Raw genomic sequence first — 17,079 nt, 5'->3', positions numbered from 1 at the left:
CCATCCGCAGGAGGAACAGCATGACCGCAAGCACCACCCGTCGCAGGGCCGCCGGCAGGTCGCGTACGGCCGTGGCCGCCGCGGCCGCGGTCGCCGCCTCGCTGATGCTCCTCAGCGCCTGCGGCGACCAGACGGACGCGGCCGTCGCCAAGCGAGAGGCGAAGAAGAACCGGAACGTCCACGCGCCGCTGTTCAAGCTGCTGCCCAAGGACGTGCAGGAGATCGGCCTGCTCCAGGTCGGCTCGGACATCACGTACAAGCCGGTGGAGTTCCGTTCGAACGGCAAGGTCACCGGCATCGACCCGGACCTCGCGGTGGCGATGGAGAAGGCCCTGGGCGTCAAGCTCAACTTCAACAACGCCACCTTCGACACCCTCATGGGCGGCCTGAAGTCCCAGCGCTACGACATCGCGATGTCGGCGATGACGGACACCAAGGAGCGCCAGGAGGGCATCGACAGCAGCACCGGCAAGAAGATCGGCCAGGGTGTCGACTTCATCGACTACCTCAACGTCGGCGTCTCGCTCTACACCCAGAAGGGCAAGGCCAACGGCATCGACGGCTGGGAAACGCTGTGCGGCAAGAAGATCGCGGTACAGCGCGGCACCGTCTCGCACGACCTGGCCAAGGACAAGTCGAAGGCCTGCGAGAAGGACGACGAGGAGCCGATCGCCATCGAGGCGTTCGACAACGACTCCGAGGCCCAGACCCGGCTGCGGACCGGCGGTGTGGACGCCGTCTCCAGCGACTACCCGGTCGCGGCGTACGCGGTGAAGGTCTCCGGAGGCGGCAAGGACTTCCAGATGGTCGGCGGCGCCCCGCTCAAGGCGGCCCCGTACGGCATCGCGGTCCCCAAGGGCCAGGAGAAGCTGCGTGACGCCCTCAAGGCCGCGGTGGAACTCACGATCAAGAACGGCTCGTACGCCAAGGTCCTGGACAAGTGGGACGTCAAGGACGCGGCGGTCAAGGAAGTGAAGCTCAACAGCGGCAGCTGAGCCGCCGACAGCCGTCCCGTCCCCTCCGGCCACCCCGCCGAATGCTGAAAGGCAACATCCGTGTCAGTTGACGTCGACAAGTCGGCCCAGCCGCCGGCAGACACTCCGCCGCCCCAGCCCGAGCCCATCAAAGCCATCCCGGTCCGCCATTACGGCCGCTGGGTCGCGGCGATCGTCGTCATCGCCCTGGTCGTCCTGCTCTGGAGGGCCTTCGCCTCCGGGAACGTCAACTGGGGCGCCGTCCCCCAGTACATGTTCAACTCGGACATCCTCAAGGGCCTGCGCAATACCCTGCTGATCACCGTGCTCTCGATGATCATCGGCGTCGTGGGCGGCGTGGTCCTGGCCGTGATGCGCCAGTCCAAGAACCCGGTGACCTCGTCCGTCGCATGGTTCTACGTGTGGTTCTTCCGCGGTACGCCGGTCTATGTCCAGCTGTTCCTGTGGTTCAACCTGGGCCTCGTCTTCCAGTACATCGACATCATGCCGATCTACAAGGACGAGTGGTCGGACTTCATGACCCCGTTCCTGTGCGCGCTGCTGGGCCTCGGCCTCAATGAGGCGGCGTACATGGCGGAGATCTGCCGGGCCGGCCTGAACGCCGTCGACGAGGGCCAGACCGAGGCGGCACACGCGCTGGGCATGAGCCATGCCAAGACGCTGCGCCGGATCATCATCCCGCAGGCGATGCGGGTGATCGTGCCGCCGACCGGCAACGAAGTCATCAACATGCTGAAGACCTCGTCCCTGGTCGCCGCCGTCCAGTACTACGACCTGCTGCAGGCCGCCCAGAACATCGGCCGGGACTCCGGTGTGGTGGTCGAGATGCTGATCCTCGCCGCCGCCTGGTACCTGATCGCCACTACGGTGCTGAGCATCGGGCAGTACTACCTTGAGCGCTACTACGCCCGCGGCTCCAGCCGCCAGCTCCCGCCCACTCCGCTCCAGCGCGTCAAGGCGAAGCTGGCCGGCGGCTTCAACCGCTCCGCCGGAGGTGTCGGATGACCAGCAAGATCACCACTGACAAGGCCGCGGGCACCAGCGGTGGCCCCATGGTCCTGGCCGAGGGCGTCCACAAGTCCTACGGAGCGGCCCACATCCTCAAGGGCATCGACCTGGAGGTCGCGCCCCGGGAGGTCTTCTGCCTGATCGGCCCGTCCGGCTCCGGCAAGTCGACCTTCCTGCGCTGCATCAACCACCTGGAGAAGGTCAACGCCGGCCGGCTGTCCGTCGACGGCGAACTGGTCGGCTACCGCGAGCACAACGGCAAGCTCTACGAGCTGCGCGACCGCGAGGTCGCCGCCCGCCGCCGCGACATCGGCATGGTCTTCCAGCGCTTCAACCTCTTCCCGCACATGACCGCGGTGGAGAACATCATGGAGGCGCCGATCCAGGTCAAGGGCGAGTCCAAGGCGAACGCCCGCGAGCGCGCGACCAAGCTGCTGGACCGCGTCGGCCTGGCCGACAAGGCGGGGAACTACCCCTCGCAGCTCTCCGGCGGCCAGCAGCAGCGCGTCGCCATCGCCCGTGCGCTGGCGATGGAGCCCAAGCTGATGCTCTTCGACGAGCCGACCTCGGCCCTCGACCCGGAGCTGGTCGGTGACGTCCTGGACGTCATGAAGGACCTGGCCGCGGACGGTATGACGATGATCGTCGTGACCCATGAGATGGGCTTCGCCCGCGAGGTCGGCGACTCGCTGGTCTTCATGGACAACGGTGTGGTGGTCGAATCCGGCCACCCGCGCGACGTGCTCGGCAACCCGCAGCACGAGCGGACGAAGTCGTTCCTGTCGAAGGTGCTGTAGCGGGTCCTGCACGGTGCCCGCCGTCGCGGCGGAAGTCTTCGCCGCGACGGCGGGCATCGCTGTCTTCCGGCCCGCTGCCACGACTTCCGGGCCGGTTCCACGGTTTCCGGGCCTGCTCCGAGGCTGCCCGGCCGGTTCCGCCGTCCGGCTACTTCAGGCCCAGGACCAGGGCGTCCGTGGGCGAGGCCCACACCGCACGGGCCTCCGCGAAGCCCGACTCGCGCAGCACCTGGGCGTGCCAGGCCACCGACGGCGTGTCCCCGTCCGCGTGCTCGCCGTAGATCGCGAAGCGCTCGGCGGTCGGCTCGGCCAGCCGCGGGTCGGCGGCGGCCAGCTTCCACCACTCGGCCCAGTCGACCGCGCCGGCCGCCTTCGCCGCGTCCATCCGCGCATGCCGGAAGGCCCGCTCGGCGGCGTTGATCCGCGGGGTGGACTCCTCGGGCATGTGGTCGGCGTTCATGAACACCCCGCCGTCCCGTACGAGCCTGCCGAGCTGCCCGTACAGCCCGCGCAGGTCCTCGGTGTGCAGCCAGTGCAGCGCGGTGGCGGTCAGTACCGCGTCATAGCCGTCGTGCGGCAGCTTCGCCGTCCAGTGCGGGTCCTTCAGATCGGCTCGTACGAAGCGGACCCGGGGCTCGCCCTCGAAGTACCCTTCCGCGATGGCCAGCAGCGCGGGATCCAGATCGACGCCCACACTCTCGGCCTTCGGGAACCGCTTCAGCAGCCGGTCGGAGATACTGCCCGTACCGCACGCCAGGTCCAGGACCCGGGGCTCGGGACCCACCAGCGCCTCGACCATGTCCAGCATCACCCGGAACCGCTCCTCGCGATCGGGGAGGTACCACTCCTGCTGGCGGTCCCAACTGTTCTGCCACGCCTGCCAATCGGCGCCGGCAACGGTCTCGGTCATCGCTTCCCCTCCAGGCCGTAATACCCTCGTAGTATCAGCGCCCATTACAACGAGCGAGTACCCGCACCCTAACCCCCGCCCGTAAGGACTACAAGTGGAACTGGCCTATTACTCGGACTACGCCGTGCGACTGGTCAACAGCGAGCAGCCCGAGCGCGGCGGCGACAGCCTCACCTCGGTGGAGGCCGTACGCGAGCTCTTCGGCCCGGCCCAGCAGTCCGCCCGGCGCGCGACCGACAGCGACGTCACCCGGCTGCGCACGGTCCGCGCCCGCCTGCGCGCCGTCTTCGAGGCCGCCGACGCCGGCGACGAGGTCCTGGCCGTGGACCTGCTCAACGCCCTGATGATGGAGTTCCCGGTCAGCCCGCAGATCTCCGGCCACGAGTACCGGGACGACGGGGGCCGCCCCAAGTGGCACATGCACATCGCCGACCACGCGGCCAACGCCACGGCCGGCTTCACCGCGACCGCCTGCATGGGCCTGGCCTTCCACCTCACCGAGCTGGGCGTGGACCGGCTGGGCGTCTGCGAGGCGCGGCCCTGCCGCAACGTCTACGTGGACACCTCGACCAACCGCTCGCGGCGCTACTGCTCCGACCGCTGCGCCACCCGCGCCAACGTCGCCGCCTACCGCGCCCGCAAGCGCCTGGAGAGCGAGCGCTCGGCCCTTACGGGACGGACCGCCGAGACCGCCCAGGACAGCACTCCGGCGACCGACCGCTGAATCCCCCGCGGCGGCCGGAGGCGCACCCAGGCGCGGGCGATGACCAGTTCGTCCGGGACCGCACCGAATTCCCGGCTGTCGTTCTCGACGAACGGATTGTCCCCCTGGACCCACCAGCCGCCGTCGCACCGCCGCACGGCGCGCTTGACGATCAGCAGATCCTGCCGGAACGGGTGCCGCAGCACGACCACGTCGCCGGGCCGCACCGCCGCCCCGTACTGCACCACCAGCTGGTCACCGGGCAGCAGCGACGGCACCATTGACGGGTTGTAGACCTCGGCCAGGCCGAACGCCCGCAGCAGCCCGCCCCGCTCGTGCCCCGGATCCGCACCCTCGCCCTGCTCCGGGCCGCGCTCGTGCACCCGCTCCGGCATCCCGTACCTCCCGGTCCGACCGCTCACCGGTCCATCCTCCATCAGTCCCAGCGTGACACTGGACTTTTGCCCTAAGACCCCCGGGCCACCCGAGAAAAGCCTTCCCGCACCGAGTAATCTCGCACCTGAGAAGACGATCACGAGGAAGGACTGAACATGCTTTCCCGCCTGTTCGCCCCCAAGGTCAAGGTCAGCGCCCACTGCGACCTGCCCTGCGGCGTGTACGACCCGGCCCAGGCCCGCATCGAGGCCGAGTCGGTCAAGGCCGTCCAGGAGAAGTACCAGGCCAACGAGGACGCGGACTTCCGCACCCGCGCCGTCCTGATCAAGGAGCAGCGCGCGGAGCTGGCCAAGCACCACGTCTCGGTGCTGTGGAGCGACTACTTCAAGCCCCCGCACTTCGAGAAGTACCCGGACCTGCACCAGCTGGTCAACGACACCCTCAAGGCCCTCAGCGCCGCCAAGGGTTCCAACGACCCGGCCACCGGCCAGAAGGCGCTGGACTACATCGCCCAGATCGACAAGATCTTCTGGGAGACCAAGAAGGCCTGATCTTGGCCGGTTTGCCCTACAGGGCACCTTGCCGACTCGTCCGCACCCGGTCCGCGGGACGTCCACCACGGCGTCCATGACGGATCGGGTGCGGTCGTTTTTTCCCGTCCGGCTCGTCAGTCGTCCGGCTCATCAGTCGTCGAGGGGCAAGGTCGTGCCCCGCACCCGGCGGCGGGCGTGGTCGACGAGGTGGCGGGCGGCGGTGGGGCCGCGGCCGACGAGGGGGGCGATGTCGTCGAGCGGCAGGGCGAACAGGTCGTGCAGGACGAAGGCGAGGCGCTCGGCCGGGGTGAGGGTCTCCAGGGCCGCGAGGAGGGCCAGGCCGACGGAGTCGGCCAGCCGGACCTGCCGCTCGGGGCCGTCGGGCGGATGCGGCCCCGGCGGATGCGCGCGCCGCCAAGGCCGGTGCGGCTCGAACCGCGCCGTCGGGAAATCGTGTTCGTCCATCGGTCGCACTCCTCCGTCACCTGGTGTCAGAGCAATGACTCGCGAGGCCGGGCCGATGTGACGGACGGGGAGCGGGGCGTGCCGGAAGAGAAGTCAAAAAAACTTCCGTGATGGGTGTCGATTCCGGCGACGGGTGTTCGTCGCGTGAGTGTAGGGGGCGGGTCCGGGCCACGGATTCCGCTCCGGAACACTCGGACGCCCAGCGGAGGAGACCGCCATGCGCTTCATGATGCTGCTCAAGATCGACGAGAACGACGTTCCGGACGGCGGGCCGAGCCCGGAGCTGATGGAGGAGATGGGCAAGCTGCTCGACGAGATGACCAAGGCCGGGGTGCTGCTGGACACCGCCGGGCTGGCGCCGACCGCGCAGAGCACACGGCTGCATCTGTCGGGCGGGAAGATCACCGCGACGGACGGGCCGTTCACCGAGGCCAAGGAGGTCATCGGCGGGTACGCGCTCATCCAGGCCGCGTCGAAGGAGGAGGCGGTCGAATGGGCGACGCGGTTCCTGCGGGTGCACGGGGACGAGTGGACGCTGACGTCCGAGATCCGGCAGGTGGAGGAGCCGCCGGAGGCCGGTGCCTGAGCGACCCCCGCAGCCGGTCCGCCCGTGCCCCGGAGCCCGCGGATTGCCGCGCCGGGGCCCGGGTGCTGGGATGGGTGCCTGTGACGACCAGGCAGACGGCGGGTGAGGCGCAGCGCGCGATCGAGGCGGTGTTCAGGATCGAGTCCGCACGGCTGATCGCAGGGCTGACGCGGATCGTGGGCGACGTCGGGCTCGCCGAGGAACTGGCGCAGGACGCCATGGTGGCGGCGCTGGAGCGGTGGCCGGAAACCGGTGTCCCGGAGAATCCCGGTGCCTGGCTGATGGCCACCGCGAAGAACCGCGCGATCGATCTGCTGCGCCGCCGGGAGCGGCTGGCCCGGAAGGTGGCCGCCCTGGGGCGCGATGCGCAGATCGAGCCGAGCTGGGCCGAGGCCGATTTCGCGCGGGTGGTGGACAGCGCGGAGATCGAGGACGACCTCCTGCGGTTGGTCTTCATCGCCTGTCACCCCGTGCTGTCCACCCAGGCCCGGGTCACGCTGACCCTGCGGCTGGTGGGCGGGCTGCGGACCGACGAGATCGCGCGCGCCTTCCTGGTGTCGGAGCCGACGGTGCAGCAGCGGATCGTCCGGGCCAAGAAGCGGCTGGCCGAGGCGCGGGTGCCGTTCGAGGTGCCGGGACGCGAGGAGCTGACCGAGCGGCTGTCGTCCGTGCTGGAGGTCGTCTACCTGGTCTTCAACGAGGGCTATGCGGCCACGGCCGGGGACGACTGGATGCGGCCGGCGCTGTGCGAGGAGGCGCTGCGGCTGGGGCGGATGGTGGCCGGGCTGCTGCCGCGGGAGCCGGAGGCGCACGGGCTGGTGGCGCTGATGGAGATCCAGGCGTCGCGGTCGGCCGCCCGGACCGGGCCGCACGGTGAGCCGGTGCTGCTGCTGGAGCAGAACCGGTCGCGCTGGGACCGGCTGCTGATCCGGCGCGGTCTGGCCGCGCTCGCCCGCGCCGAGGAACTGGGCGGGACGATCGGCCCGTACGCCCTGCAGGCCGCGATCGCCGCCTGCCACGCCCGGGCGGGCACCGCCGCACAGACCGACTGGCCGCGGATCGCGCTGCTGTACGAGGCGCTGGCGCGGGTCGCGCCGTCACCGGTCGTGGAGCTGAACCGGGCGGTGGCTGTGGGCATGGCGTTCGGGGCCGAGGAGGGGCTGGCCGCCGTGGACGAGCTGGCGGCGGAGCCGGCACTGGCCGGATATCACCTGCTGCCGAGCGTACGGGGCGATCTGCTGGCCCGCTTGGGGCGGGCGGCGGAGGCCCGCCAGGAGTTCCTGCGGGCGGCGTCGCTGACCCGCAACGCCCGCGAGCGGGCCCTGCTGGAGGACCGGGCGGCGCGGCTGCGGCCTCCCGGCTCCTAGGTCGCCACCGGCAGCGGCCCGTCATGGCGTACCAGCCAGGCCCGGTACGCCTCGCTCGCCCAGGCGATCTCCATGTACGCGGCGGTCAGGTCGGCGAACAGCTCGTCCGGGGAGGCGGCCGGGGTGCCGTCCTGGCGGCAGGCCATGAAGAGGCGGACGGCCAGCGGGTCGCCGTACAGCGGGCGGATGGCCATGCCGTGCCGGGAGCGGGCGGTCGGCTGGCAGGGGGTGACCACCTCGCCGGCCGTGACCAGGTCGACCGTGGTGTGGTAGTCGCCGTGGACGACCCGGGGGTTGACGCCGGCCGCGGCCCAGATGCGCCGCAGGCCGGCCCATTCGCCGTCCACGGTCGGGTCCACCATCCACTGGCAGTCGGCGAGGTCCGCGACCCGGACGATCTCCTTGGCGGCGGCCGGGTGGGAGTCCGCCAGCGCGATGAACTGCGGCTCCCTGGCGATGAGTTCGTGTTCGACCAGGCCGTCGGGGACGCGCAGCGGCGCGCCCTCGACCTCGTGCACGAAGGCGGCGTCGAGCTGCCCCATGGCGACCATGTGCAGAAGGGAGTTGGCGGACACATCGGTACGTATCGTCGTGTCCGCCTCCGGCAGTCGCACCCGCAGCCGGCGCAGCCAGCCGGCGACCGCGGGGCTGTTGGTGCTGCCGATGTTCAGCCGTGCGCCCCGTTCGCGGTGGGAGGTCGAGGCGACCTCATCGACAAGGGCCTGCATTTCGGCCACTATCGGTCTCGCCCGGCACAGCACCGAATGCCCCAGCGGCGTCGGTCGGCTGCCGGTCGACTCCCGGAAGAAGAGCTGGCCTCCCAAGGCGTTCTCGATGCGGTGGAGCTGGGTCGTCAAGGAAGGCTGGGTCATGCCCAGCTGCCGCGCCGCCTTGCGTACGCTTCCTGAGTCGGCGATGGCGCACAGCGCGCGAAGATGTCTTACCTCAAGCTCCACGTCGGGAGCATAACGACCACGGCATCCGTCACACCAGACTCTCAAACCCGCCGGAACGCGCCTTTTTTCCCAAGTCCCTTGGCAGGGGTATAGGGCAGTGCTATCGCCACCTGGCATCTCCGTCTTCCGGGTGAACTCCGTCCAGACTCAACGGCACCAAGAAATCCGCAGGGCCCCGGTCGCCGCCCCACACGGCGACCGTACGGCCCTCGGAAATTAAGGAGCCCCCCACATGAGATCTCCTAAGACGGCGCTGTCGGCGGCGCTCGGTCTGGGCCTCGCCGCCACCCTCGCGATCGCCGCGCCGGTGTCGGCAACCTCCTCCTCCCCCGCCAAGACCGCCCGCAGCACCGCCGCCTCGATCGCGGCGTACAACGGGTCGGCGGTGGAGAAGGCCGACACCAAGGCGTTCTTCGAGGCCGTGATGAAGTCGGCCAGGGCCAAGATGAAGGCCAACCCGCACGCGGCCTCGGTCACCGTGACCTACGACGCCAGCGCGGCGCCGACGTTCAAGGGCCAGATAGCCGAGAGCACCTCGATCTGGAACAGCGCCGTGAAGAACGTGCAGCTGCAGGAAGGCAGCGGCGGCGACTTCCAGTACCGCGAGGGCAACGACCCGCGTGGTTCGTACGCCAGCACCGACGGCCACGGCAAGGGCTTTGTCTTCCTGGACTACCAGCAGAACCAGGAGTACAACTCCACCCGCGTCACCGCGCACGAGACCGGCCATGTGCTGGGTCTGCCGGACCACTACGAGGGTCCGTGCAGCGAGCTGATGTCCGGTGGCGGCCCCGGCACGTCCTGCCAGAACACCCAGCCGGACGACAACGAGCGCTCCCAGGTGGAGCAGCTGTGGGCCAACGGCCTGGCGGGCGTCCACTTCGGCAAGGCGTCCTGACCCGACGCCCGGCCTGAATCTCACCACACCTTCTGCACCAAAAAGCAAGTTCGCGCACCACGAGTTCGGCGGTGGTCCGCGGTCCGGACCGTACTGACGGTGGGCGGTCCGGCCCCCGGCCTAGGGCTGACGAGTGCCGGAACCTGGCGGCCGGCCCTCGTACCCCCACCAGTCCTCGCAGTTCCTGCGCCGCCCAGGGCGGTGGGGCTCCTCCAAGAGCCCCACCGCTTTCGTGCGTGTGCCGCCGGGTGCCAGGGGGTCGGCAGCGGGCTCGCCGGGCCCTCAGCCCCACAGGGCTCGCGCGGCGGCCGCACCGGTGAACGCGGCCGCCAGCGCGGCCAGCACGCTCGCCGCGACGTTGAGCGCGGCGTAGCCCCGCGCCCCGTCCGCCGCCAGCCGGAACGTCTCGTAGGAGAAGGTCGAGTACGTCGTCAGGGCGCCGCACAGGCCGGTGCCCACCAGCAGCTGGACGTGCGAGGAGGCCGCGCCGGCGGCGGCCGCACCGGTGAGCAGCCCGAGGATCAGCGAGCCGACGGTGTTGACGACGAAGGTCCCCCACGGGAAGACCGTGTCGTGCCGTGCCTGGACCCAGCGGTCGGTGAGGAAACGCAGCGGCGCCCCGACCATCGCGCCGGCCATCACCAGCAGCCAGTTCACCCGCGCCCGCTCCCGTCCGGGCGGGCGCCGTCGGTGTCCGCGGCCGGGTAGGCGATCATCTCGCACGCGTCGAGGGTCACCAGGCCGCCGCCGGCGAGGAGTTCGTCGAGCTGCGCGAGGAAGGCCCGTACCGGCTCCTGCGCGTCGACGACGACGATCGTGACCGGCAGCTCCTCGCTCAGCGACAGCAGTCGCTGGGTGTGGATGACCGAGGTGGCGCCGAAGCCCTCGATACCGCGGAAGACGCTGGCGCCGGCCAGTCCGGCCGCGCGGGCGCGGTGCACGATCTCCGCGTAGAGGGGCTTGTGGTGCCAGAGGTCCTGTTCGCCGACCAGGACCGTGAGCCGCAGCGCGGGGACGCTGCCGGGGTGTGCCGCTCCGTGGGTCATACCGTCCGCCGCCTCAGTGCGAAGAGTGCGCGGGTGCCGACGACCGCGCCCCACACCGCGGCGAGCGCGGCGAGCAGGGTGCCCGCGAGGCAGGTCAGGGCGAGCAGCGGCTCCCGGGCGTCGGTCAGCCGCTGGATGTCGACCGCGTAGGTGGAGAAGGTGGTGAAGCCGCCGAGGACGCCGGTGCCCAGGAAGGGGCGCAGCAGCCGGTGGGCCGACCAGACCTCGGTGATCAGCACCATCAGCACGCCCATCAGCGCACAGCCCACGACGTTGACGGTCAGCGTCGTCCAGGGGAAGGCGGCGGTTCCGGTGGGCCACAGCAGCGCGGCGCCGTACCGGGCCGTGGCACCGGCCGCGCCGCCCACGGCCACCGCGCCGATCACCGGCCACTGGCCCTCCCAGGGCGCCGCACGGCGGGCTCGCTCGTTCATACGTCTCCCGGGATCTTCGGCGTCCTCAGGCTATCGCCGCCTATTTGACACCGCCAAACATGGGATGTTCCCATCACCGGTGGAATCACGACGGAGGACGCCCATGCCACTGCGCAGCACCACCCGCACCAACCTGGTGGACCTGGTCATCGAGCAGATGGAGGGCCTGATCGCCGACGGCGAGTGGCAGGTCGGGGCGAAGATCCCCGCCGAGCCCGCGCTGGTCGAGCAGCTCGACGTGGGCCGCAACACCGTCCGGGAGGCCGTGCGCGCACTGGTGCACACCGGACTGCTGGAGCCGCGCCAGGGCGACGGCACCTATGTCCGCGCCAGCAGCGGCTTCGGCGCCGCCGTGCAGCGCAGGCTGCGGCGGGCCGGTGACCTGGAGGCGTTCGAGGTGCGCGCCTGCCTGGAGCGCGATGCCGCGCGCTACGCCGCACAGCGCCGCACCGACGAGGACCTCGCCGCGCTGCGCGCCACCCTCGCCGACCGCGACCGTGCCTGGAAGAGCGGCGATCTGGCCGCCTTCATCGACGCGGACGTGGAGTTCCACCGCACCATCGCCGCCGCGGCCCACAACAGCGTCCTCGCCGAGCTGTACGAGCACCTCAGCGACGCCCTGCGCGCGACGCTCCAGTCGGTCATCGGCGCCCCCGTCCCCGATTCCGTACGCAACCAGTACGACGCGCACGAGGCCATCGTCGACGCCATCGAGGCGCGGGACGCCGAGGGCGCCGAGCGCGCCGCGCTGGCGCACCTCGCCCAGGGCATGGCGGCCCTGCGCGAGAACGCCGGCGACGGCGCGGAGTCCGACCGCCCGAAGGGAATGCAGCAGTGACCCGGGACCAGACCAGCGCGCCCGCGCACGCCCCGGCGCCGGCCGCGCCGCCGGCGGCCCCGCCCGGCGCCACCGGCCGCCGCGCCCTCCACCTCGGCATCGGCGTCGTCCTGCTGGCCTTGAACCTTCGCCCGGCGCTGGTCGCGGTCTCCCCGCTGGCCGGCACCATCCGCGACGACAGCGGGATGTCGGCCGCCGCGACGAGTCTGCTCACCGCGCTGCCGCTGCTCTGCTTCGGCCTGCTGGCGCCGTTCGCGCCGCGGCTGGGGCGTCGGCTGGGCATGGAGCGGTCGCTGCTCGGCACGATGGCGCTGATCTGCCTGGGCACCGCGCTGCGCCTGCTGGACTCGGTGGTGGCGCTGTTCGCCGGGACGATCGTGATCGGCGCCGGGATAGCCGTCGCCAACGTCCTGCTACCCGGCCTGATCAAGCGCGACTTCCCCTCCCGGGCGGGCCTGATGACCGGCCTGTACTCCATGTCGCTCTTCGGCGGCGCGGCGCTCGCGGCCGGCGTCACCGTCCCCGTCCAGCAGGCCGCCGGTCTGAACTGGCAGGCGACGCTGGCCTGTTGGGGCGCGCTGGCGGTACTGGCACTGGTCTGCTGGCTGCCGCAGGTCCGCAGCCGTACACGGGTGCCGCGGGACGCGGCCCGCGAGGCGGCACACCCGGTGCGCGGCCTGTGGCGCGACCCCCTGGCCTGGCAGGTCACCGGCTACATGGGCCTGCAGTCGCTGAGCTACTACGCGGCCGCGGCATGGCTGCCGACGATGCTCACCGACGCCGGGATGGGCGCGGGCGACGCCGGCTGGATGCTGTCCTTCTCGTCGCTGCTGGGCATCGCGGGCTCGTTCCTCGCCCCCGTCGTCGTCGGCCGCCGGCTGCCCGCCGGTGTGCTGGCAGCGGTCTCTGCGGTCCTGTGCGCGGCCGCCTTCACCGGCGTGCTGATCGCGCCGGTCGGCGGCGGCTACGTCTGGATGGTGCTGCTCGGCCTGGGCCAGGGCGCGGCGATCAGCCTGGCGCTGCTGTTCATCGTCCAGCGCGCCCCGGACGCCCGGCACACCGCCCAACTGTCCAGTATGGCCCAGTGTTTCGGCTATGTCCTCGCCGCCACCGGCCCGGCCGTCCTGGGCGCCGTGCACGACGCCTCCGCCAGCTGGACGGTGCCGCTGGCGCTCCTGCTGACGCTGCTGCTCCCGCAGATCGCGGTGGGCCTGGGCGCGGCACGACCGCGGCAGGTGGCGGGCCGGTAGCCGCGCGGGGGCGGCCATGGCCCACTGGGGCGGCCCCCTAGAGCCAGCCGTTGCGCTTGAAGCCGCGGTGGATGACCCAGCAGGCGACCGCGATCAGCGCCATCACCAGCGGATAGCCGAACGTCCAGTGCTTCTCCGGCATGTACTCGAAGTTCATCCCGTACACACCGCAGACCATGGTCGGCACCGCGAGGATCGCCACCCAGGCGCTGATCTTGCGCATGTCCTCGTTCTGGGCGACGGTGACCTGGGCGAGATGGGCCTGGAGTATGGAGTTGAGCAGTTCGTCGAAGGCGTTGATCTGCTCGGTGACGCGGTCGAGGTGGTCGGCGACGTCCCGGAAGTACGTCATGATCCGGGGGTCGACCTGCCGCATCGACCGGGTCGCCAGCTCCCGCATCGGCCGGTCCAACGGGGCCACCGCGCGCTTGAGTTCCAGCAGTTCGCGCTTGAGCTGGTAGATCCGCCCGGCCCCGGCGCCGCCGCGGACCGAGAACACCTCGCTCTCGACGTCGTCGATGTCGTCCTGGACGGTGGCCGTGACGTCCAGATAGTCGTCCACCACGAGGTCGGCGATGGCGTGCAGGACGGCGGACGGCCCGAGCGCCAACTGCTCGGGGACCCGCTCCAGATGCTCGCGCAGCGGACCCAGTGAGCCGTGCCCGCCGTGCCGCACCGTGATCACGAAGTCGGTGCCGGTGAACACCATGATCTCGCCGGTCTCCACCACTTCGCTGGTGTCTGTGAGCCGGTCGTGCTCGACATAGCGGACGGTCTTGAAGACGGTGAACAGCGAGTCGTCGTAGTTCTCCAGCTTGGGCCGCTGGTGGGCGAGGACCGCGTCCTCGACGGCGAGCGGATGCAGCCCGAACAGCTCGACGATTCCGGAGAATTCCTTCTCGGACGGCTCATGCAGCCCGATCCAGACAAATCCCCGGCCGGACCTGCGGACCCGCCGTATCGCCACGTCGGCCGGGTGGTTGCCGTCCTGCCGTACGCCGTCCACGTACACCGCGCAGTTGACCACGGCGGTGCCGAGCGGGGAACGCGCCGGATGGCTGAGGTCGACACCCCGGGTACGCGGCTGCGGCAGCCGGACGGCCTTGCGGAGGTTGCTGATCATCGACACCCGGCAAGTATGGACCGCGTGGGGCCGTGAAGGGTATGGCAAAGCGGCTGTTTTTGCGCGGGCACGGGCCGCCCCGGCGACGGGATGCCCGTGCGCCGGGGTGCCGGGGACCCGTTCGCCGGGGCGGTGCGGCGGCGGCCCTCAGGAGGCCAGGGCCGGCTGCTGCTCCGCCTCGGCGCCGGCCGCCGCGGCCTCCTGTGCCACGGCCTGCTCCCCCGCCGCATGCTGCGCACCGGCCCGCCGCGGCAGCAGGAACAGCAGGCCGAGGACGACGACCAGACCGCCGGAGACCCACCACAGGGCGTTGGTGGTGGCGTCGATGAACCCGGCGCCCGGCGCGGCCGCACCGCCCCGCTCCCCCGCGGCGTCGGCGACCTGGAAGAACGCCACCGACGACAGCCCCAGGCCGAGGGCCATGCCCAGCTGACCGGTGGTGTTGAAGATGCCGGACGCCGAACCGGAGTGCTCGGGCGGCACCTCGGAGATCGCCGCATCGGTGATCGGGGCGACGATCAGGCCCATCCCGCCGCCCATCAGCAGCATCGCCGGCACCATCTGCCAGGACGTGAGGGCGCTTCCGTAGTGTCCGGCCTGCCAGATGTACAGCAGCGCGCCCGACAGCATGATCAGCGCACCGGCCTGCAGGACCTTGCGTCCGAAGCGCGGCACCAGCTTCTGTACGGACATCCCGGCCGCGACCGAGCAGGCCAGCGAGAACGGCAGCCCGGTGAGCCCGGCGTGCAGCGGGCTCCACCCCAGGCCCAGCTGCATGTGGAGCGTCCAGATCAGGAAGAACAGGCCGGTGACCACGCCGAACGTCAGCTGAACGCCGGAGCCCGCGGCGAACGTCGTGACCCTGAAGAGGGAGAGCTCGACCAGCGGTGAGCCGTCCTTGCGGGCCTTGGCGCGCTCGTAGCGGACGAAGAGCGCCAGCACCAGCGGGCTCGCGGCCATCGAGACGAAGCCCCACAGCGGCCAGCCGTCCTCGCGGCCCTGGGTGAGCGGGTAGAGCAGCATCAGCAGCCCGACGGTGGCCAGCGCGGTGCCGACGAGGTCCAGGCGCAGGGCGTCGGGGGACCGGGACTCGGTGATGAAGCGGCGGCCGAGCAGGATGCCGGCGATCCCGACCGGGAGGTTGATCAGGAAGATCGGGCGCCACTCCAGACCGAAGAGGTCGCCCTCGGTGAGCAGCGCGCCTATCAGCGGGCCGCAGACCGCGCCGAGGCCGATCACCGCGCCGAACATCCCGAAGACCTTGCCGCGTTCGTGCGCGGGGAAGGTGACGTGGATGATCGCCAGCACCTGCGGCACCATCAGCGCGGCCATCGCGCCCTGCAGCACCCGGGCGCCGACCAGCATCCCCGGGGTCGCGGCCAGGCCGCACAGCGCGGAGGCCACGGTGAAGCCGCCGATGCCGAGCAGGAAGAGCTTCTTTCGGCCGTAGATGTCGCCGAGCCGACCGCCGGTGATCAGTCCGAGGGCGAAGGCGAGGGCGTAGCCGGCGGTGACCCACTGCAGGGCGCTGAAGGAGGCGCCAGTGTCCCGCTGGATGCTGGGGATGGCGATATTGACGATGGTCGCGTCGACCAGGTCCATGAAGCTGGCCGTGAGGACGACGGCGAGCGCCGTCCAGCGTCTGCGGTCGGCCGTCGGGGGGACGGTCGTGGTCATGGCGTATCTCCAGTGATCGGCTCGTTCGACGTCGTCGACACTAAGGGTCGTCTAGGACAGCACCGGTCCTACTTGGACGGGCATCATCGGTCCCATGAGTGAGACGTCGGCACGACTGCTGAATCTGCTGTCCCTCCTGCAGACCCCGCGCGAATGGCCCGGCAGCGAGCTGGCCGGGCGGCTGCGGGTCACCACCCGCACGATCCGCCGCGACATCGAGCGGCTGCGCGAGCTGGGCTACCCGGTGCACGCCACGATGGGCGCGGAGGGCGGCTACCGGCTGGCCGCGGGTACCGCGATGCCGCCGCTGCTGCTGGACGACGAGGAGGCGGTGGCCATCGCGGTCGGCCTGCGCTCGGCGGCCGGCCACACCATCGAGGGCATCGAGGAGGCGTCCGTACGGGCGCTGGCCAAGCTCGAACAGGTGCTGCCGGCCCGGCTGCGGCGCCGGGTGGGCACGCTCGGCACGGCCACCGTCCCGATGCCGGCCGGCAACGGGCCGACCGTCGACCCGGAGCATCTGACGGTGCTGGCCGCGGCCATCGCCAACCACGAGCGGCTGCGCTTCGCCTATCGGGCGGGCGCCGGCGCCCGCAGCAAGCGCCTGGTGGAGCCGCACCGGCTGGTCGCGGCGGGGCGGCGCTGGTACCTCGTCGCCTACGACAACGACCGCGAGGACTGGCGGATCTTCCGGGTGGACCGGCTGAGCGAGCCGTTCCCCACCGGCGTGCGGACCCCGCCGCGCGAGCTGCCCGCCGCCGACGCGGGCGCGTATGTGCGCGAGCGGATGCAGGGGATGGCCCCGACCCACCGGGCCGTGGCGACGGTCCGGGCACCGGCCGCCGAGGTGTCGGCCCGGCTGGGCGGACCGGCCGCGGGCGAGATCACCGCGCTCGACGAGGGGTCCTGCCGCTGGCGCAGCGCCCCCGAATCCCTGGAGTGGCTGGCGGTGCGGCTGGCCATGCTGGGGCGCGAGTTCACCGTGCACGAGCCGCCGGAGCTGGCCGCGCATCTGCGGGAGATGGCGGGACGGATGAGCCGGGCGACCGGGCCGGCGGAGGAGGAGGTGGCGGAAACCACCTCCTGACAGAATACCC

19 protein-coding genes and 1 pseudogene are annotated in these 17,079 nt (G+C 71.3%); 11 read left to right on the top strand and 9 right to left on the bottom strand.

Annotation, left to right across the window (positions count from 1 at the left end; translation table 11 throughout):
• Positions 1-20: 20 nt before the first annotated feature.
• Genes WAB15_RS27595 through WAB15_RS27585 form a run of 3 tightly spaced genes read left to right on the top strand, consistent with a single transcriptional unit; the run spans position 21 to position 2,800 of the window.
• A complete protein-coding gene (locus tag WAB15_RS27595; protein ID WP_399149515.1) occupies positions 21-995 on the top strand; it encodes an ABC transporter substrate-binding protein in 975 nt (324 codons plus the stop codon).
• A gap of 60 nt (positions 996-1,055) precedes the next feature.
• The gene (locus WAB15_RS27590; protein WP_407287890.1) at positions 1,056-2,000 is read left to right on the top strand and encodes an amino acid ABC transporter permease; all 945 of its coding nucleotides are present in this window, start codon (positions 1,056-1,058) and stop codon (positions 1,998-2,000) included.
• Positions 2,001-2,047: 47 nt separating this feature from the next.
• Entirely contained in the window at positions 2,048-2,800 is a 753-nt protein-coding gene (locus WAB15_RS27585) for an amino acid ABC transporter ATP-binding protein (protein WP_393493579.1), read from the top strand.
• A gap of 148 nt (positions 2,801-2,948) precedes the next feature.
• Here WAB15_RS27585 and WAB15_RS27580 read toward each other — a convergent pair whose 3' ends face one another.
• A complete protein-coding gene (locus WAB15_RS27580; protein WP_399149513.1) occupies positions 2,949-3,710 on the bottom strand; it encodes a class I SAM-dependent methyltransferase in 762 nt (253 codons plus the stop codon).
• Between the two features lie 94 nt (positions 3,711-3,804).
• Here WAB15_RS27580 and WAB15_RS27575 point away from each other — a divergent pair, with 94 nt between their 5' ends.
• Entirely contained in the window at positions 3,805-4,434 is a 630-nt protein-coding gene (locus WAB15_RS27575) for a CGNR zinc finger domain-containing protein (protein ID WP_399149512.1), read from the top strand.
• Here the strand turns inward: WAB15_RS27575 and sodX are convergent.
• Positions 4,338-4,808 carry a nickel-type superoxide dismutase maturation protease gene (gene sodX, locus WAB15_RS27570; RefSeq protein ID WP_399149611.1) on the bottom strand — a complete coding sequence of 157 codons (471 nt, stop codon included), beginning with the start codon at positions 4,806-4,808 and terminating at the stop codon, positions 4,338-4,340. The two genes, WAB15_RS27575 and sodX, sit on opposite strands and share 97 nt — an antisense overlap.
• 156 nt (positions 4,809-4,964) lie before the next feature.
• Between sodX and sodN the strand changes: the two genes are divergently transcribed.
• Positions 4,965-5,360, top strand: coding sequence for a superoxide dismutase, Ni (gene sodN / locus WAB15_RS27565; RefSeq protein WP_399149511.1), 396 nt, complete (start codon positions 4,965-4,967; stop codon positions 5,358-5,360).
• A 150-nt stretch (positions 5,361-5,510) separates the two neighbouring features.
• Here the strand turns inward: sodN and WAB15_RS27560 are convergent.
• Positions 5,511-5,744: pseudogene (locus WAB15_RS27560) on the bottom strand (sigma factor-like helix-turn-helix DNA-binding protein); the annotation flags it as partial.
• A gap of 280 nt (positions 5,745-6,024) precedes the next feature.
• Here WAB15_RS27560 and WAB15_RS27555 point away from each other — a divergent pair.
• The gene (locus WAB15_RS27555) at positions 6,025-6,393 is read left to right on the top strand and encodes a YciI family protein (protein ID WP_407287889.1); all 369 of its coding nucleotides are present in this window, start codon (positions 6,025-6,027) and stop codon (positions 6,391-6,393) included.
• Between the two features lie 80 nt (positions 6,394-6,473).
• Positions 6,474-7,760 carry an RNA polymerase sigma factor gene (locus tag WAB15_RS27550; protein WP_399149496.1) on the top strand — a complete coding sequence of 429 codons (1,287 nt, stop codon included), beginning with the start codon at positions 6,474-6,476 and terminating at the stop codon, positions 7,758-7,760.
• Here the strand turns inward: WAB15_RS27550 and WAB15_RS27545 are convergent.
• Positions 7,757-8,716 carry a LysR family transcriptional regulator gene (locus tag WAB15_RS27545; RefSeq protein ID WP_399149495.1) on the bottom strand — a complete coding sequence of 320 codons (960 nt, stop codon included), beginning with the start codon at positions 8,714-8,716 and terminating at the stop codon, positions 7,757-7,759. The genes WAB15_RS27550 and WAB15_RS27545 overlap by 4 nt on opposite strands.
• A 232-nt stretch (positions 8,717-8,948) precedes the next feature.
• On the opposite strand from WAB15_RS27545, the gene snpA reads away from it, so the two are divergent.
• Entirely contained in the window at positions 8,949-9,614 is a 666-nt protein-coding gene (snpA, locus tag WAB15_RS27540; RefSeq protein WP_407287888.1) for a snapalysin, read from the top strand.
• Between the two features lie 282 nt (positions 9,615-9,896).
• On the opposite strand, the gene crcB is transcribed toward snpA, so the two are convergent.
• The 3 genes from crcB to WAB15_RS27525 are packed head-to-tail and all read right to left on the bottom strand — an operon-like array spanning position 9,897 to position 11,094.
• Positions 9,897-10,271 (bottom strand): fluoride efflux transporter CrcB, encoded by a 375-nt coding sequence (gene crcB / locus WAB15_RS27535; RefSeq protein ID WP_407287887.1) that lies wholly within the window; start codon positions 10,269-10,271, stop codon positions 9,897-9,899.
• The gene (locus tag WAB15_RS27530; protein ID WP_407287886.1) at positions 10,268-10,660 is read right to left on the bottom strand and encodes a DUF190 domain-containing protein; all 393 of its coding nucleotides are present in this window, start codon (positions 10,658-10,660) and stop codon (positions 10,268-10,270) included. The genes crcB and WAB15_RS27530 overlap by 4 nt, the downstream gene beginning before the upstream one ends.
• A complete protein-coding gene (locus tag WAB15_RS27525; protein WP_407287885.1) occupies positions 10,657-11,094 on the bottom strand; it encodes a fluoride efflux transporter FluC in 438 nt (145 codons plus the stop codon). Before WAB15_RS27525 ends, WAB15_RS27530 begins: the two co-directional genes overlap by 4 nt.
• Positions 11,095-11,197: 103 nt before the next feature.
• On the opposite strand from WAB15_RS27525, the gene WAB15_RS27520 reads away from it, so the two are divergent.
• On the top strand, positions 11,198-11,932 hold the full coding sequence (locus WAB15_RS27520) for a FadR/GntR family transcriptional regulator (RefSeq protein ID WP_407287884.1): 735 nt from the start codon (positions 11,198-11,200) through the stop codon (positions 11,930-11,932).
• Entirely contained in the window at positions 11,929-13,182 is a 1,254-nt protein-coding gene (locus tag WAB15_RS27515) for a CynX/NimT family MFS transporter (protein ID WP_399149489.1), read from the top strand. The genes WAB15_RS27520 and WAB15_RS27515 overlap by 4 nt, the downstream gene beginning before the upstream one ends.
• Positions 13,183-13,219: 37 nt before the next feature.
• On the opposite strand, the gene WAB15_RS27510 is transcribed toward WAB15_RS27515, so the two are convergent.
• Both WAB15_RS27510 and WAB15_RS27505 read right to left on the bottom strand, forming a co-directional pair.
• Complete coding sequence (locus WAB15_RS27510; protein ID WP_407289311.1) at positions 13,220-14,305, bottom strand: magnesium and cobalt transport protein CorA; 1,086 nt, start codon at positions 14,303-14,305, stop codon at positions 13,220-13,222.
• Between the two features lie 147 nt (positions 14,306-14,452).
• The gene (locus tag WAB15_RS27505; protein WP_407287883.1) at positions 14,453-15,982 is read right to left on the bottom strand and encodes an MFS transporter; all 1,530 of its coding nucleotides are present in this window, start codon (positions 15,980-15,982) and stop codon (positions 14,453-14,455) included.
• Positions 15,983-16,076: 94 nt separating this feature from the next.
• On the opposite strand from WAB15_RS27505, the gene WAB15_RS27500 reads away from it, so the two are divergent.
• Positions 16,077-17,069, top strand: coding sequence for a helix-turn-helix transcriptional regulator (locus WAB15_RS27500; protein WP_407287882.1), 993 nt, complete (start codon positions 16,077-16,079; stop codon positions 17,067-17,069).
• Positions 17,070-17,079: the final 10 nt, after the last annotated feature.

The sequence above is a fragment of the Streptomyces sirii genome, from assembly GCF_045690365.1.
Taxonomy (GTDB): Bacteria; Actinomycetota; Actinomycetes; order Streptomycetales; family Streptomycetaceae; genus Streptomyces; species Streptomyces sirii.
The sequence above is the reverse complement of the archived record's forward strand: the minus strand, read 5'-3'. Positions and strand labels throughout refer to the sequence as shown.

Coding starts and splice junctions, on each gene's coding strand:
- WAB15_RS27595 (WP_399149515.1), top strand. CDS start 21: ATGACCGCAAGCACCACCCGTCGCAGGGCCGCCGGCAGGTCGCGTACG.
- WAB15_RS27585 (WP_393493579.1), top strand. CDS start 2,048: ATGGTCCTGGCCGAGGGCGTCCACAAGTCCTACGGAGCGGCCCACATC.
- WAB15_RS27580 (WP_399149513.1), bottom strand. CDS start 3,710: ATGACCGAGACCGTTGCCGGCGCCGATTGGCAGGCGTGGCAGAACAGT.
- sodX (WP_399149611.1), bottom strand. CDS start 4,808: ATGCCGGAGCGGGTGCACGAGCGCGGCCCGGAGCAGGGCGAGGGTGCG.
- sodN (WP_399149511.1), top strand. CDS start 4,965: ATGCTTTCCCGCCTGTTCGCCCCCAAGGTCAAGGTCAGCGCCCACTGC.
- WAB15_RS27555 (WP_407287889.1), top strand. CDS start 6,025: ATGCGCTTCATGATGCTGCTCAAGATCGACGAGAACGACGTTCCGGAC.
- snpA (WP_407287888.1), top strand. CDS start 8,949: ATGAGATCTCCTAAGACGGCGCTGTCGGCGGCGCTCGGTCTGGGCCTC.
- WAB15_RS27530 (WP_407287886.1), bottom strand. CDS start 10,660: ATGACCCACGGAGCGGCACACCCCGGCAGCGTCCCCGCGCTGCGGCTC.
- WAB15_RS27525 (WP_407287885.1), bottom strand. CDS start 11,094: ATGAACGAGCGAGCCCGCCGTGCGGCGCCCTGGGAGGGCCAGTGGCCG.
- WAB15_RS27520 (WP_407287884.1), top strand. CDS start 11,198: ATGCCACTGCGCAGCACCACCCGCACCAACCTGGTGGACCTGGTCATC.
- WAB15_RS27510 (WP_407289311.1), bottom strand. CDS start 14,305: ATGATCAGCAACCTCCGCAAGGCCGTCCGGCTGCCGCAGCCGCGTACC.
- WAB15_RS27505 (WP_407287883.1), bottom strand. CDS start 15,982: ATGACCACGACCGTCCCCCCGACGGCCGACCGCAGACGCTGGACGGCG.
- WAB15_RS27500 (WP_407287882.1), top strand. CDS start 16,077: ATGAGTGAGACGTCGGCACGACTGCTGAATCTGCTGTCCCTCCTGCAG.